Here is a 14,886-nt window from a genome sequence, read left to right on the forward strand (position 1 = left end):
GACCCGGGGGAGAGGGTCGGGGCCCGGCGGGCGCCGCAGCTCAAGAGGCTGTGCGCGGGGTGCGGTTCAGTGGCGGCGGAGGGTGTCCTTGGCGTCTTCCTTGGCCTGGCGGGCGTTGCCCTTGGCCTGGTCGGCGTGCCCGTCGGCGGTCATCCGCTGGTTGCCGGCCATGCGGCCCATGGCCTCCTTGGCCTTGCCCTTGGCCTGTTCGACCTGTGCCTTGGTCTTCTCGGTGCCCGACATGGGGACCTCCTCGTGTAGTACCGGGTTGGTCGTGACCACTCGCCTGCTCACGATCCCGAGACCCAAACCCCGCATCGGCCCGCCGATGTCGGATCCCACCCGTCGGCTTCGGCAGGCGGCTCATCGGCGCCCTTCGGGGTGCGCCGGATCCGGCGCGGCGAAGTCACGCCACAGGAGCCGACTTGATGCAGGTCGTGAGCCGGTTCTGCCGCTGCTCGGCGTTCGGGTGGGGCCGGGCTTATCGCCTCGGCGAGCGGCTCTCCGAGCCGGCCTCACTCTCCTGAAGGAATCCGGCCACTGGAACGGGAAGCAGCGACGATTTCCAAAACGTCCCTTTCCGTACACCTTCCCTCCCTGCGCTCCTCTATCGGACCGGGACATCCCGGCATGTCACCGACCGCGGGCACGCCCCGCCGGACCCAGGGGGAACCATGCCTGAACTCGATCTCGGACTCGCGACGGATTGGAAAGAGGGGGAGCCGAACGGCAAGGTCAAGCTGACGCAGACCCAGACCTACCCGACCAGCGGGCACAAGAACGTCGCGGTCATCTCCCCGAACAGCGTGGAGATCGTGATGAACTCCAACTTCTCCAGCACCCAGGAGATGGACAAGGTCTACTTCGTCACCCACCACGGCAGCACGAAGAAGATCGTCGGCATCCTCGACTCCAACGGCGACCTTCGGATCGCAGGCAGGGTGATCACCGACCAGAAGAACCTCACCTGGGACTCGTGAGCCCCCTCGGGGAGCTCGTAGCCAGGCGGCGAGGCCGCGTCGCCGCTTGAGCCTCCCACCCCCACAGCACGAGGGCCCGTACGACCTGACCGGTCGGGCGGGCCCTCGTCGTTGCTGACGGCATGGTGCTTCCAGTCCCCGCAGACCGCATCGGTACGGCAACGAGCAAGCCGCACGGTGTTCGACTCGGTGGTGTGCATGTGGGCCGGGTGATGCCTCCGTCATGCCCTCCTCCTCCCACATGGCGCGAGCCGCCCTGATGCGGACGGCGTAGACGTACGCGGCCGAGCAAGGCTGAGCGGGAGTCGGCTCAGGTTCTCGGGGTGCTCACGCCGGTTGTGGGAAGCAGCCTGCGGAGCAGATCATCTGGCGGAGCGGTCGATTCGCCGGTCCTGTTCGCTGTGGCCGGATGGCCTTCCAGCATCCGATGCATGCTGGACCCGCGCTGGTTCAGCAGTTCGGCGATCCGGTCTGCTCGGTGTCCAGTCGGCCGGCGCCCAGGAGCAGCCCTTGCGGCCTACCTGTCCAGCGCAATCGCGGAAGATGGGACCATGACGGGGGACACGAGCGAGATCGTTCTGAGTAAGCAGGACCTTCGTGAGGTCGCTGCGTTCGCTGCGGCGTGTGCGGAGGTGGTGCTTGAGATATTCGAGGCCGATCAGCCGGACGACCCGCGTCCTCGAGAAGCCATCGGTGCCGCGTGGGAGTTCGCTCGGGGTGGCGAACGCGGGAAATCTCTGCGCGACACAGCGTCAGCGGCCCTCAAAGCGGCGAAGAGTGCAGACACCGCGGCTGCCCGAGAGGCAGCGTGGGCAGCGATGTCTGCGGCAGGCTCCGCCTACCTGCATCCGCTGGCCAAGGCCACCCAGGTCAAGCACATTCTCGGAGCCGGCGCTTATGCAGCCAGAGCAGCCGAACTCGTCGCCGGCGACGATCGGAGCGTCGGTGTCAAATACCTTGAGCAGGCGGTGCTGAGCGCGACACCAGTCGTCGTTGACGTGCTCAAACGCTTTCCGACGGCGCCAAGTGGCGGCGGACGGGTTGGCGAGTTGATCCGCATGCTGGACTTCGACCTTCGTTCCCTCACCATCGCCGAGTGACCTTCAGCGTCCGGACGGCGCGGCCTCACACCCGCCAGTCCTTGAGGTGGGCGAAGCCGTGCTCGTCAGGACGAGCAGGACGAGCAGGGCGCGCAGGACGAGCAGGAGGCGCTTCCCCCGGAGTACCGCATGGCGATCGAAGACAAGAAGACCTTGCTCACCGGCGGCGCCGATTTCGAGGCCGACCCCTACCCCATGGACGGCCGTACCGAGGAGCCCCTGCCACGTCCGACGAGGTCATCGCCGACCGCGCCACGTGGACGCCGGCGTACGGCTCCGAGCCGCTCCCCGCGGCCCCGGTGTGGACGTCGCCGCCCGACGGCGGCGGTGTCCCGTCCAAGCCCTTCCAACTGTGCTGGACCAGCGACGTGGGCGCGGCCGCCGGCTCGGCCTTCACGGGTACCGGATCCGCGGCTCTGGACGGGTTCGGCATCACCGGGTACCCGCTCCACATCACCGAACGGGACACGCCCACGGCGGAGCCGTCACTGACGCGGGGCCCGCTGCTGAACGCGATGAACCCGATCATTGACGGCTTCAATGCCCCCTCAGGCGAAGCCCCGGCCCCCGCCTGGACTTCCGGCACAGTGCATCAGTAGCCGGTGCCGCGCTTGATCTGGGTCCGCTCGATGCTGTGGGCCGCTCCCTTGTCGTCCAGCGTGCGACATGCGTCGGCGATGTCCTGGGTCAGGCGGTCGACCTGTTCGCGGCTCAGGTTCTCCTTGACCAGGGCGCGCAGGATCTTCACCCGTTCCGCGTTGGGCGGGAGGGTGTATGCCGGCACCATCCAGCCCCGCTCGGCCGAGAGCTGCCAGGCGATGTCGGACTCGTCGTAGGCGTGCTTGCCGGCGAGACGGAAAGCGACCAGCGGCAACTGTTCAAGGTCGCTCCCGATCACTTCGAAGCGGCCGCTGCTGCGCAGATTGTCCGCCAGTGCGCGGGCGTTCTCCTGCATCGTCTTCATGACGTAGGTGTAGCCCTGGCGGCCGAGCCGCACGAAGTTGTAGTACTGCGCGAGCACCATCGACGCACCGGTGGAGAAGTTCAGCGTGAACGTCGCGTCGGTCTTGCCGAGGTAGTTCTCGTAGAAGACGAGGTCCTTGGCGAGGTCGGCCTCTTCGCGGAAGACCAGCCATCCGATGCCGGGGTAGACCAGTCCGTATTTGTGTCCCGAGACGTTGATCGAACGGACCTGCTCGAGCCGGAAGTCCCATTTCGAGTCCGGGTAGAGGAAGGGCCAGACGAATGCGCCGCTGGCGCCATCGACATGGATCGGAATGTCGAGGTCCCGCTTTTTACGAACGTCCTGCAGGAGCTTGTCGATCCCGACGACATCGTCCTTGTGGCCGGTGAATGTGGTGCCGAGGACGGCGACGACGCCGATCGTGTTCTCGTCGAGGTGGGGCTCCACATCCTCCGGGCCGATCGTGTACTTGTCCTCGGCAAGCGGCACGATCCGTGGCTCGACGTCGAAGTAGCGGCAGAACTTCTCCCATACGACGTGGACGTCACCGCCGAAAACCAGGTTGGGCCGGTCGGTCGAAAGGCCGGCTGCCTGGCGGCGCTCCCGCCACTTCCACTTCAACGACAGCGCGCCGAGCATGATCGCCTCGGATGACCCCTGAGTCCGGCATCCGGTCGTCCTGCCGGGTGCGTGGAAGAGGTCCGCGAGCATGCGCACGCAGCGCTGCTCGATCTCGGCGGAAATGGGGTACTCCGCATGGTCGATGAAATTGCGGTGAAGGTTCTCGGCGATCAGTCGTTGGGCCTCGGGCTCCATCCACGTGGTGACGAACGTGGCGAGGTTGCGTTGCGGGTCGCCCTCCATGGCGAGATCCACATCCACGAGCCTCATCGCGTCCGTCGCGGTCATCCCTTCCTCCGGGAAGGTTTCCGAGGGAGCGGGCACCGTCAGGAAACGGTTGCCGAACAGAGCCGAGTCGTCGCGCTTGGTCATGCCTTGATTCAACAGCGCCGGAGCGTGGCGCGGCCGAGGGACACACCGCGCCGTCGGCACGGCCGGCGACACCGCGCGGTTCCGGTCGGCGGGCTGCGGATCGAGTCAGGGCCCGGGTAGCCCGTGCCGATAGGGCGTGTGCGGGTGAGAGTGAGGCCCGGAGCGCTCTAGGGGGCAGCAGTCCCCCGGGCCGCTCTGTGAGTGGTCGGTGTGGTGGCAGCCGGCAGGTGTCAGTGGGCGTGGTCGTGTCTAGCGGTCTTGCTGGCTGTCTGGTTCGGAGAGGAGTTCGATCAGGGACAGGGCTTCATCGGCTGGCTGTTGAGCCAGCATGCCTGCTTCCAGCAGCGAGAACCGTTGGAACGAACGTATGGATCAGCATTGCCTGGTCCGCGCAGCTGCTTGGTGATCTTGGCTGTCATGTGGTGACCAGGCTGCTGCCGCGGGCTGCATAGCAGCAGGACGGCTGGCTGTCATGGTGTTGCCCATTCCTGTGTGTGCGACGTCAGCTGTCGGGTGTGCTGGCGGGTATGGGTAAGGAGTTGCGGCTGGCGCGGGGTGTGGTGGTCCGTCGTCTGTTGGCGGTGGACCAGGGACCGGGGTCGGTGTCGTCGCTGCACGTGCGGGTGATGGCGGAGGCCGCGGGTGTGACGGTGCGGACGGTGTGGCGGTGGTTGTCCGAGGCGCGTGAGGGCCGGCTGGAGCCGGTGCCGAGGCAGGACAGGTTCACGCTGGATGACGGGTTGTGGGCGGTCCTGGCGGAGGCGGGCGGGAATGTCGCGGCGTTGCACCGGCGGATGACGGCCGAGGGTGCGTCCGCGGCCGTGGGTGTGCCGTCGTTGGGCACGTTGCACCGGGCGGTGCAGCGGGATCTACGGGCAGGGCGGGTACTGGGGGTGGCGAGGCCATCCCGGAACCGGGTGGAGGTAAGCCGGTATGACCGGGTCCTGGCTGACCTGAAACTGCAGCGGGCGGGTGAGGGCCTGCCGGTGGTCGACACGGATCCGATGGCCCTGCCAGGGGATGGGGACGGTGCGCAGAAGGCGGTGCCTCCGCGGGGTGGGGTGCGGTTGTTCGTGCCGGGGGCGCGGGTGGTGTCGACGGCCGTGGTGGCTGCGGTGGTGGAGTCGGTCGGGCACACGGTTGCGGCGCGGGGGATCGGTTGCTGGTTCGGGGATCCGGGGGTGGGTAAGACGGTGGCGGTGCAGCAGGCGCTGCATCTGCTGCCCTCGAGGGTGCCGGTGTGGCGGGCGGTGGTCGCGGTGAAGCCGGGCCTGCCGCAGATGCGCGCGTCGTTGCTGGAAGCCCTGGGCCTGCCGGCGGTTTCTCTCTCGCACCGGGCGCAGCCGGCGGACCGCGCCCTCGGGGAGGCGCTGTGCCGTCCCGGGGTGTTGCTCCTCGATGATGCGCAGCGTCTGTCTCCCGCTCTGCTGGACTACCTGCGGTTGCTGTGGGACGAGCCGAGGACGGCGGCGTCGCTGGTGCTGTGCGGGGCGGGAGCGGAACGGATGATCGCGCGGGCCCCGGCCATGCGCTCCAGGGTCCTGACCTGGCACCAGGTTCCCGGAATGGAACCGGAACAGCTCACGAAGACGCTGGCCATGTTCCATGCCGTGTGGGAGGACACGGATCCGGCAGATGTGGGGTGGGCGGATGCCACAGTCGCGCGAGGCAACTTCCGTACCTGGGCGAAGATCACCTCTCACCTCTACGCCCTGTCCAAGCGTGAGAACGCCACACGAGTAGACCGCCTCCTGATCGAGCAGGCCTGTGCCCGGCTGGGCCCCTACCCGTGACATCGCCCGGCACCCGAGGAGAAGGAAGCCCGAGGCAGAGCGACAGGCGGGACACCCATGAGTACTTCACACGCACCGCAAGACCCGACTCCGCCACTCACCGCCCCGGTACTGGCAGGCCCTGGACTTGCCGCGTTGCGTGGGCCGGCGGTCGAGCAGCTGCTCCGGCTGCGGGCCCAGCGGCGGCTCTCGCGCGGGCATGTGCGTCTGGCGGGGGAGTGCCTGGGGGTGTCGGAGAGGACGGTATGGCGGTGGCTCGCACAGGCCGAAGCAGGTCCCGCAACGGCACCCACCGAGGGCACCAGGCCGGGGGACCGGTTCGAGGTCACCGCCGACATACGGGTTCTGCTCGCGTACTGGCGCGGGAACGCCTCCGCAGTGCACCGCCAGCTCGCGGCCCGCGCCCGGCAGACGACCGGTCAACCCTCCACCCACCTCCCGGGAGGGGCACCAGCCGACGCGGTACCGGTCCTCGACCCGCTGCCGTCGCTGTCGACGTTCCTGCGCGCGGTACGCCGCGACCTGACCGCCGGTGAACGCGCGGCCCTCGCACGCGGCCCGGAAGCAGCCCGCGCGCACGACGTGTTCGTACGCCGGCCCCGCCTGTGGCGGAACCACACCTGGGAGACCGACCACGTCCAGGCCCCCCTCCTCGTCGACGCGGACGGAGACCTGGTGCGCCCTTGGGTGACCTGGTTCATCGACACCGCCACCACAACGATCACCGGCACCGCTGTCACACCCGGCTACCCCTCCCGGGCCTCGATCCTGGCCGCCCTGCGCGCCGCGGTCCTGCGCACCGCCCCCTACGGCCCGGCAGGCGGGGTACCGGAACACGTCCGTGTCGACCGCGGCAAGGACTTCCTGTCCAAGACAGTCCTCGGCGCGCTCGGAGCCCTGGGCACCCGCGTCGAGGACCTGCCCGCCTACAGCCCTCACCTCAAGGGCACCGTGGAAAACCTCAACCGCTGCGCCGACCGCATGCTCTTCGCCGCCCTGCCCGGCTACACCCTCACCCCCACGCCCCGACGCACCAGGAAGAAGGCCGACCAGGACGCACCACCCCTGCACCTGGCCTTCGAGGAATTCACCACCGAGGTCCTGGACTGGGCGCGCTGGTGGAACACCGAGCACCGCCCCGCCTCCCTGGCAGGCCGGACACCCATCGAGGCTTGGAACGCTGACCCCACACCACTCTCCGAGGTCGCCGAGAGCGCCCTGTGGGGGCTGATGCTCGAGGACGACGGCCGGGTGCGGAAGCTGACCAGCCACGGCGTGCGCTGGCGCGGCCGGAACTACATCGCGGCATGGATGGCCGGCCAAGCCGGCCGAAGCATCCGCATCCGCCACATGCCCCACCACAACCACGAGATCGAGGTCTGCGACCCCGCCGGACGACACCTCGGCACCGCCCACCTCTCCGACGCCGCCACACCCGAACAACTCGACGCACTGCGCCGCACCCGCACCACGCGCGCCCGCCGCCTGCGCGACGACGCAAAGAAGGCCGAAGCCCTGCGCCGCCAGCGCTACGCCCCCGCCACCAGCCCCACGGCACCGCAGCGTCTGGGCGCCGTGACAGCAGCCGAGGCCGACCAGGAACTCGACGCAGCCGCCCACAGCGACATGGCCACCCTGGCCCTCCCGGACCTCATCCCGCCCGCACCGCCACCCGCGGACTGGAACACCCCGGCCTCCCTGCGCCCCTCCATCGCCCAACACCCCCGTAACGGAGAGACGAAGCGATGACCAGCCAGCTCCCGCCCCGGGAGACCGACCACTACACCCAGCTCCCCGACGCCACGATCGTCACAACACGGGCACTGCTGACCGCACGCGAGAACATCACCGACACCATCGACGCCCGGGCGATGATGTGCCTCCACGGCCCGGCCGGCGTCGGCAAGACCCTCGCTGCCAACGTCTGCCTGCGCGACCTCGAACGCACCCGCGGCGAGGAAGTCTGCCGGATCACCTTCCGCGCCCGCCCCACCGCCCGCTCCGTACGCCACGAACTCTTCGGCACACTCGGCCTGCCAGGAGAGCCCCCACGCCACCCGTCCGAGTTCGACCGCCTGCTTCTGGACTCACTCGCAGCCCAACCACGCACGCTGGTCGTGGACGAGGCCCAGTGGCTCAACCGAGAAACGTTCGAATACTTCCGGTTCCTCTGGGACCACCCCTATACCCAGATCGCGATCATCTTCGCCGGCGGAGAGGGCGCTCACAGCGTGCTGCGCAAGGAGCCGATGCTGTCCTCCCGAATCTTCATCTGGCAGCACGTCACCAAGCTGACCGTGCAAGAAGTCCAGCAGGTTATTCCGCTCTACCACCCCGTCTGGGCCCACACCGCGCCCCTCGACATCGCCTACGCAGACCGCCACGCAGCGCATGGCAACTTCCGTAACTGGGCACGGCTCACCGCCCACGCCATCACCGCACTCGAACGCACGGGCCGCGACCACCCCGACCAGGAAGTGCTCCGCTGGGCCTTCAGCCGCCTCGGGTGACCGCTGACATGACGAAAAACGTCCCACGGCTCCATCGTCCACCGCGGGCTGGCGTGCTCCGTTCGAAAGTTCCCGCCCCGGCCGCTTCCGGCGGCCGGCTTCGTCACGCAGTGAGGAATGACGGATGGCGCAGGTGATCCGGGACGGCATGCTGTCCCATGCGGTGCTGGTCGAGCGCCTCCTCGCGATTGACGAGGCGGGCCGGCTGCTGGGGCCGCACCGGTACGCCGCGGCGCGCCTTGCCCGGGTGCCGGTGAGCACGGTGACGCGCTGGCTGTGGCAGGCCCGCGACGAACCCCCGTCCCGGACCGCTCCAGCCCGCGCGGGATGGTTGTTGAAGGCCCCCGCCTGGGACGAGACGACGTGGGCCCGGATGGATGCCCTGCTGGCAGCCGAACACGACCTGACCCGCGGCCGGAAGCCGGGTCCCCGCCCGACCGCCGACCTGTCCACACCCCTGTACCGGGCCCGCCGTTGCCCCTGCGAGGGCGACCACCCCTTCCGAGCCGGCCCCGACTGTGCCGCAGCGGGCGTGGACACGCTGATCCCTGAAGCGGACGTGGCGGTCACCGAAGCCCTAAAAGAGACCGCCTCGGCCCTGCGGCACGTCGTGGCCGCCAGCGGCGTGATGAACATCGACGGCGCCCCGGGGGCCGGCAAGACCGTCGCCCTGCAGTACGCCCTCTCCCTCCTGCCACCCGGCCCGAACGTGTGCCGGGTCCCGATCCCCGTGGGCGCCTCGGTCTCCCAGCTGCGCCACGCGATCGCCGAAGCACTCACACTCAATGTCCGACTCGACAACCGCTACAACACCACCGACCAGGCCCTGGCCACCGCGCTGCGCAGCCCGCACGTGCTGGTGTGCGACGACGTTCAGCGGCTGTCGCCGCCCGCCCTGGAGTACCTGTGCCGCCTGGCAGCCGACCCTGGCGCGCCCACCACCCTCGTCCTGGCCGGAACGGGAAGCACCCGAGCCCTCCAGCGGATACCGGAGCTCGCCTCCCGCATCCTGACCCGCCAGCACATCCCGCCGCTCACCCCCGCCCAGGCCCAGGCCGTTCTTCCCGTCTTCCACCCGCTCTGGCGCAAGGTGCCGCCACAGAACATCGCCCGGGCCGACGAACGCTGCACACGGGGCAACTTCCGCGCCTTCGCCCAGATCACCGCCCACGTCATCGACGCCGTCCTCACCGATCCCCTCGCACACTCCGGCAGCGCCCTGGTCGAGGCGGCATGCCGCCGACTCGGGGGCATCTGAGCCGCCTGGAACGCCACGGAGCTCCGCGGCCCGCGCCCGCAGTGCGGAAGCAGCGTTCCCCTCGGTGCCGGGGCGGAGCGACCATGATCATCACCGCCCGAGCCAGCGAACCAATACGCATCCACAATGCGTTTTCCGCATCAGCTGGTCTAGGGTTGCATCATGGTGATGGGTACGGAAGAACTCTTGAGGCTCACGGTCGCCGCGCTGATGACGCGTACCGGTGAGCGTCAGAATGTCGTCGCCGAGGCCCTCGGCCTCTCCCAGGCGCAGGTCTCGCGTAAACAGGCCGGCCGCCAGCACTGGTCGCTCGAAGACGTCGACGGCCTGGCCGCCCACTTCGGCCTGCACGTCCTGGACCTCCTCGCCGGTCCCACCCACGCGGTCGGTGTCCTGCACGGCTCGATCCCCGCCCTGCGTCCCTTCGACGTCGCCGCCCCGCCCCTGGCCGCGCAACTGCCGCTCCCCGCCGTCCAGCTCCCCGCCCAGCCCCCGCACACGGCCACCCCGCAGTCGCCCGCGCCGGAAGCGGCCGTGCCCGCGGTGGCGTGCGTGCTGTGCGGGCAGCCGACCAGCGACGAACTCGAAGGGTTCCCGCAGCACCTGTCCGCCGAGGAGTGCGCGGCCGCCGTCGCCGCCGCGACCCCGACACCACTCGCGCCGGCTTCTGTGCCGCAGCAGCTCCCCGCCGAAGCCTCAACTCTCGCGCCCGCGCCGGAAGCAGCGAAGGAGCGGCCGGAGGGCCAGCCCGGAGCTGTTCCCGACGATCCGGCCCCGGCCGCGCCGCTCCCGGCCGCGCCGCTCCCGGCCGCGCCGCTCCCGGCGGAGCCGGCCGTGCAGCAGGTCCAGCCCGAGCCGTCTCCCGCTGCGCCGGCAGGCCCGGCCCCGGAGCCCCAAGCCGAGCCCTCAGCGGCCCCCGTCGAGCCGGCGGTCACGTCCGCCGGGCCGCGAGCACCGCGGGCGTACGCGTCCGGGTCGCTGGTGGACCAGATCACCGGCCGGGTGCACGAAGCGCTGCAGGAGTGCGACGGGGACCTGGAGGCCGCTCAGGCCGCGCTGTTGAAGTCCGCGATCCCGGACGTCATGACGTTTTTCAAAGCGTCGCGGGTCGGCGGCCGGTACGAGCATTCGGAGTTCCCGCCGACCGCCGATGTCCTGCGCAAGCGCTCCCAGAAAGGCGCGGACGAGATCTGGGAGGGCCGTCCGAAGTGGCGGAATGCCAGCGTCTTCAAGGCCGCCAAGGCGGGCGCCGAGTTCGAGGTGACCGCCCTCGACATGAACGCCGCCTACTTGAGTGCGTTCAAGGCGTGGTTGCCGATCGGTCAGCTCCGCGAGGACACCAGCGGTGTCCACGACCGGAAGAAGGCCGGCGTCCACCTCATCACCCCCGCCGAGTGGGAGCACACCGACCTGCCCAACCCGCTGGGCAACCGGATGGAGCCGGGCGAGTTGTGGGTGTCCGAATCCACCCTCCGTCTCCTCCTCGACTGCGCGCGCGAGAACCTCGCCGACGCACCCACAATCCACCGATCACTCGTCTCCGGCGGCACCGAAGTCCTCTTGGAAAAACTCCGCCGGGCCTTGGCCGAGGTCCGAAAGACTGCTCTTGCCGAGGGTGACGAACTGACCGTCAACTACGTGAAATCCATGTACTCCAAGCTGGTTTCCACCCTGGGTGAGTCCACCGCTAATCGCGACATGCGACGCCCGGACTGGATGCACATCATGCGCGCGAAAGCCTTCGCGAACCTCTGGATGAAGGCCAACAAAATCCACAAGGCCGGACTGCAGGTCGTTGAAATCTCCGGCACGGACGAACTCCACGTCATCGGGGACTGGCGGCAGGTGTTCGCCGAGGGCCGGGACCTGAACCAGGTCAAGGAGAAGAACATCTACACGCTCGGGGGTAGGCGCTGATGGCCGGTTCCGAGGACCTGTGGTCCCGCTGGGGCGAATGGCAGCGCCACGACGCCCGGGGCATGAAGGGCGGCCAGGCGCTGATCCTGGAACTCAACCGGATCGTGCACGCCTCCGGCATCGTCTCGCCCGTCACCACCCACCGCGGCCTGGCCGCCCGCCTGCGCTACCTCGACAGCCCCGCCGGCCGCCAAGCTCTCGCCGAACAGGGCGTCACCGCCCGCACGGTGCGCTCCTGGATGCGCGGGAAGGCCACGCCGTCCCCGGCGTCCAGGGAGCGGATCGACGCGGCGTACTGGTGGCGGCGGCGGGAGAACCTGATCCGGTCCGGCTGGCTGGTGCGTCACCTCGACAACGACGGCCGCGGCCGTCGTATGGAGATCTACCCCGTCGACCAGAGCCACGTCGACGCCAAGTACAGCCGCCCCCTGAGCGATCGGTCCATCACCGTTCGGTACATCTGGTCGGACCTGGTGGACGCCTGGGCGGCCCGTAACGAGGCGATGGTGGACGAGATCTGGGACGACGTCATCACCGACCTCGACTCCGACTACGCGGCTTACGCGTACGTCTCTGCCGTAGGTATCGGCGCCTGACCCCCCGCCCGAACATGGCTGTGTCCCCGGCCGGCAGGCCGCGGACACAGCCATGTTCAGGCACCCTTCGGCCACCTCGGGGCCGCCACAGAAGACACCTGGCCAAGAAGGGAAATCCTTATGGGTGAACGTGATGAATTCACAGCTGCGGTGCAGAGATGGGTGGATCGTGACGAGGCCAACGACCCATGGATCGACCCGCTGGAGACCGACAAGCTGATGAAGAGGGCGCTAGCCTCCTACAAGCCCGAGCCCCCACCGCCTTCTCCGAGCTCGGAAGGCCCGACTCCACAGCAGCAATGGAAGTGGCTCCAAGATTTCCTTGCCAAGACCTCCAGAAGAGGGAAGAGAGACGATGACCTATAGACGGGAAGGGACGCCGACGAACCGCTGCGCGGCGCCCACTCCCATAGGGCATCTATATGGAGACTGCGCGTCAGCTTTGTTTCGAGTCCCCTGAATCATCGTCGGTGACTTCGTTGACCTCGGTAAGCTCCCCCGCCGGCCCGGGGACAGCCGGAGAGGTCTGGTTCAACGCGTTGGGCCGGCTGCCCTCGCGCTGCGATGCACTGAACTTCTCGAACAGCACGCTTACACCGAGAGCAACGGTGATGACGGCCGAGGGGCTGACGCCCAGGACGACAAGGACGATGCCGGTCGCCAGAGCAGCCAGGTAGGCGATCAGAGCCTCTCGGCAGCGACCAGGAGAGCCCTTAAGGTGGTTCATGGTGCCTCCTCGCGGGGTGCTGAGGGCCTGCCGGATGGTTGCGATGCCGAGCCCGGCAGGCCCTCCTGAGTCAGCCCCTTCAGGTGAAAGGGCTGCTGATACGACCCTGCTGTGCTGGAATGACCTGCAGCAAACGGCATCCGGACAACTCCGGAGAACGGCTCCGCGGCGCCTCGTAGGTGTCCGAGGCAGCGGGTGGGGGCGGGGCGCGTGGATGAAGCCCGGAAGACCGGCAGGCGGTGGGGGCCGACTCGAGGTGCCTCGGCCGAGCTCAACGATTTGGCGATCTTGCTCCGGGGTTGGCTCGATGTCTCTGGTGTCAGGATCAGCGGCTTGCGGCGCCGGCTGACTCCCGAACACTTTCACGACCTCGAGAAAGTGCCGTCTTCGTCAACCATCTCCGAATGGCTCAGTGGCGTAGCTCTGAGATGGGACTTCGTAGAAGCCGTTATCGACGTCTGCTCCGAAAGTGCCGAAATCGCCGTATCCAGACGAGACGAGGCACGCGTCATCTGGAACGCCTCTGAGAAGAGTAGGCGAGATCGTCAAAAGACCAGCCCGAGGCCGGAAGTCGTCCGACCTCTTTCCCAGGACCAGTTGCTCAGCTGGCTTGCGAAAGTCCCGGCTGTCCAGCCTGCGGAACAGGCCTCCGAAGTCTCGACCCGATCGTCTGTTCAGCGAATCTCGGAGCTTGTATCAGAGGAAACCGTCCCGGGTCTTGTCGAAGGATTGCTGGATAACCTGCATCCTCGAACATGGGAAATTCTCGTAAAGGAGCTGCGGAAACAAGGGAAAGATTTGCATGCAGCGCAGCTGATGCAGGATTTGGGTAGCCGTGGTGACCCACACAAAATTATCCCGGTCGTAGAGTCTCTTCGCACCGATGGTCATTTCGGTGACGACCGCATTGTCCTCGATTCGATTGCCAAGAACCGCACCGCGCGAGAATTGCTGATTATTATTGAGGCTTTTCGTAGAGACAGGCAAGATCTGTCGGCATACGTTGTCACCGAGAGAATTGGGGTGGTCCGGAACTCGTTATCGGCGGTTGAAATTATCCTTGACTTCAAGGAGAGGAAAGAGACGGAGACGCTGGCAGGAATTCTTAGAGGCGCGGGCAAGTGGCGTGATGGGGATGGACTTGCTGAGCTGATCAACCGGCTCAGAGCTACAGGCGTCGGCGAATGTGCAGACCTGATACTGATGGCGGCAGGGTCGGAGAGGGGAGCGTCAAGTCTCCCGTCGCTGGTTAGAGCCCTTAAGGACACATGCGAGCCAGGAGACATCGTCAAGCTTGCCCATGCGATTGGATCAATGCGGTCCCGGCCGCGGCTGAAGCCACTGGAAGACACTCTCTGGAAAACGAATCAAGACGAGGTCCTTCGCCTGATTCGAATATTTGGCAGAAACCGCACGTGACAGCTAAGGCTTGATCGGACGGCCGGTTACGAAGCAGATATTTTGTGACTGGGTCAGGCTTGGACAGAGTGGCGCTGGTTCAGAAACGCCCCTTTGCAGAATTCGCCTGCGGTGGTTGTATTTGGCATTCGATCGAGGGCGATTCGGTATTTGCTGTGAGTGCCTTACGGGGGTCCGGTAATGAAGGCTTCCTTTCTTGGCGATCTATATGGTATAGACCATTGAGTGTGGCGGTTGAGGGTGACTGTTACTTTGCGTAGCGGGATGGACATGGTGGGGCCGGCGACCATGCTACTACCGAGAGGGAGCGCGCAGCGCGACCGGCAGAACCTCGGCCCCGCAGGGGCCACACCCCGATATTCGCTCCTGACACACAGTCACAGCAGACCTGACACACCTTTAAAACTCTTCTGAGCAGCTAGAATTAAGCCGACGGAAACCCTGCGGCAGCCCCGTCCATTGCCAGCCGGCCACCGCGGACCGGTAGTCCCCGAACGGACCGGGACCACCCCACCGTCACCGCAGGTGACGGCCCATCGGGCCCACTCAGCCCGGCGTCGCGCAGCGACGCAGCCACCTTGGGAGTGACGCAGTCACTCCGCGTCGTGTCTCCGCAGGAGACCGCGCGC

Annotated in this window: 12 protein-coding genes; 9 read left to right on the top strand and 3 right to left on the bottom strand. The window is 67.7% G+C overall.

All coding sequences use genetic code 11. The features are described 5' to 3' along the window. Positions 1-66 precede the first annotated feature (66 nt). On the bottom strand, positions 67-243 hold the full coding sequence (locus BCL76_RS38095) for a CsbD family protein (RefSeq protein WP_109784093.1): 177 nt from the start codon (positions 241-243) through the stop codon (positions 67-69). 431 nt (positions 244-674) lie between these two features. Between BCL76_RS38095 and BCL76_RS38100 the strand changes: the two genes are divergently transcribed. After that, positions 675-980, top strand: coding sequence for a DUF6342 family protein (locus tag BCL76_RS38100; RefSeq protein ID WP_109784079.1), 306 nt, complete (start codon positions 675-677; stop codon positions 978-980). 551 nt (positions 981-1,531) lie between these two features. Beyond that, positions 1,532-2,080: a putative immunity protein gene (locus BCL76_RS38105; RefSeq protein ID WP_109784080.1), complete on the top strand. Its 549-nt coding sequence runs from the start codon at positions 1,532-1,534 to the stop codon at positions 2,078-2,080. Between the two features lie 592 nt (positions 2,081-2,672). Here the strand turns inward: BCL76_RS38105 and BCL76_RS38115 are convergent. Then, the gene (locus BCL76_RS38115) at positions 2,673-4,037 is read right to left on the bottom strand and encodes a glutamate decarboxylase (RefSeq protein WP_109784082.1); all 1,365 of its coding nucleotides are present in this window, start codon (positions 4,035-4,037) and stop codon (positions 2,673-2,675) included. 527 nt (positions 4,038-4,564) lie between these two features. On the opposite strand from BCL76_RS38115, the gene BCL76_RS40440 reads away from it, so the two are divergent. From BCL76_RS40440 to BCL76_RS38145, 6 genes are all read left to right on the top strand, one after another. Then, positions 4,565-5,830, top strand: a complete 1,266-nt coding sequence (locus tag BCL76_RS40440; protein WP_146228521.1) for an ATP-binding protein — start codon at positions 4,565-4,567, stop codon at positions 5,828-5,830. Between the two features lie 135 nt (positions 5,831-5,965). Continuing rightward, positions 5,966-7,579 carry a Mu transposase C-terminal domain-containing protein gene (locus BCL76_RS38125; RefSeq protein WP_375138014.1) on the top strand — a complete coding sequence of 538 codons (1,614 nt, stop codon included), beginning with the start codon at positions 5,966-5,968 and terminating at the stop codon, positions 7,577-7,579. Then, a complete protein-coding gene (locus BCL76_RS38130) occupies positions 7,576-8,340 on the top strand; it encodes an ATP-binding protein (protein WP_109784084.1) in 765 nt (254 codons plus the stop codon). The genes BCL76_RS38125 and BCL76_RS38130 overlap by 4 nt, the downstream gene beginning before the upstream one ends. A 124-nt stretch (positions 8,341-8,464) precedes the next feature. Beyond that, on the top strand, positions 8,465-9,598 hold the full coding sequence (locus tag BCL76_RS38135) for an ATP-binding protein (RefSeq protein ID WP_109784085.1): 1,134 nt from the start codon (positions 8,465-8,467) through the stop codon (positions 9,596-9,598). A 162-nt stretch (positions 9,599-9,760) separates the two neighbouring features. Continuing rightward, a complete protein-coding gene (locus BCL76_RS38140; RefSeq protein WP_109784086.1) occupies positions 9,761-11,515 on the top strand; it encodes a helix-turn-helix domain-containing protein in 1,755 nt (584 codons plus the stop codon). Continuing rightward, positions 11,515-12,111 (top strand): hypothetical protein, encoded by a 597-nt coding sequence (locus BCL76_RS38145; protein WP_109784087.1) that lies wholly within the window; start codon positions 11,515-11,517, stop codon positions 12,109-12,111. Before BCL76_RS38140 ends, BCL76_RS38145 begins: the two co-directional genes overlap by 1 nt. 436 nt (positions 12,112-12,547) lie before the next feature. Here the strand turns inward: BCL76_RS38145 and BCL76_RS38150 are convergent, their stop codons facing one another. Then, entirely contained in the window at positions 12,548-12,838 is a 291-nt protein-coding gene (locus BCL76_RS38150; RefSeq protein ID WP_109784088.1) for a hypothetical protein, read from the bottom strand. Positions 12,839-13,048: 210 nt separating this feature from the next. Here BCL76_RS38150 and BCL76_RS38725 point away from each other — a divergent pair, with 210 nt between their 5' ends. Beyond that, a complete protein-coding gene (locus tag BCL76_RS38725; protein ID WP_146228522.1) occupies positions 13,049-14,257 on the top strand; it encodes a hypothetical protein in 1,209 nt (402 codons plus the stop codon). The last annotated feature ends 629 nt before the right edge of the window (positions 14,258-14,886 follow it).

Source organism: Streptomyces sp. CG 926, from assembly GCF_003148825.1.
Lineage (GTDB): Bacteria > Actinomycetota > Actinomycetes > Streptomycetales > Streptomycetaceae > Streptomyces.

Excerpts from the sequence above, each read along its gene's own strand:
- BCL76_RS38145 (WP_109784087.1), top strand. The coding sequence starts at position 11,515 with ATGGCCGGTTCCGAGGACCTGTGGTCCCGCTGGGGCGAATGGCAGCGC.
- BCL76_RS38095 (WP_109784093.1), bottom strand. The coding sequence starts at position 243 with ATGTCGGGCACCGAGAAGACCAAGGCACAGGTCGAACAGGCCAAGGGC.
- BCL76_RS40440 (WP_146228521.1), top strand. The coding sequence starts at position 4,565 with ATGGGTAAGGAGTTGCGGCTGGCGCGGGGTGTGGTGGTCCGTCGTCTG.
- BCL76_RS38135 (WP_109784085.1), top strand. The coding sequence starts at position 8,465 with ATGGCGCAGGTGATCCGGGACGGCATGCTGTCCCATGCGGTGCTGGTC.
- BCL76_RS38105 (WP_109784080.1), top strand. The coding sequence starts at position 1,532 with ATGACGGGGGACACGAGCGAGATCGTTCTGAGTAAGCAGGACCTTCGT.
- BCL76_RS38100 (WP_109784079.1), top strand. The coding sequence starts at position 675 with ATGCCTGAACTCGATCTCGGACTCGCGACGGATTGGAAAGAGGGGGAG.
- BCL76_RS38130 (WP_109784084.1), top strand. The coding sequence starts at position 7,576 with ATGACCAGCCAGCTCCCGCCCCGGGAGACCGACCACTACACCCAGCTC.
- BCL76_RS38115 (WP_109784082.1), bottom strand. The coding sequence starts at position 4,037 with ATGACCAAGCGCGACGACTCGGCTCTGTTCGGCAACCGTTTCCTGACG.
- BCL76_RS38140 (WP_109784086.1), top strand. The coding sequence starts at position 9,761 with ATGGTGATGGGTACGGAAGAACTCTTGAGGCTCACGGTCGCCGCGCTG.
- BCL76_RS38150 (WP_109784088.1), bottom strand. The coding sequence starts at position 12,838 with ATGAACCACCTTAAGGGCTCTCCTGGTCGCTGCCGAGAGGCTCTGATC.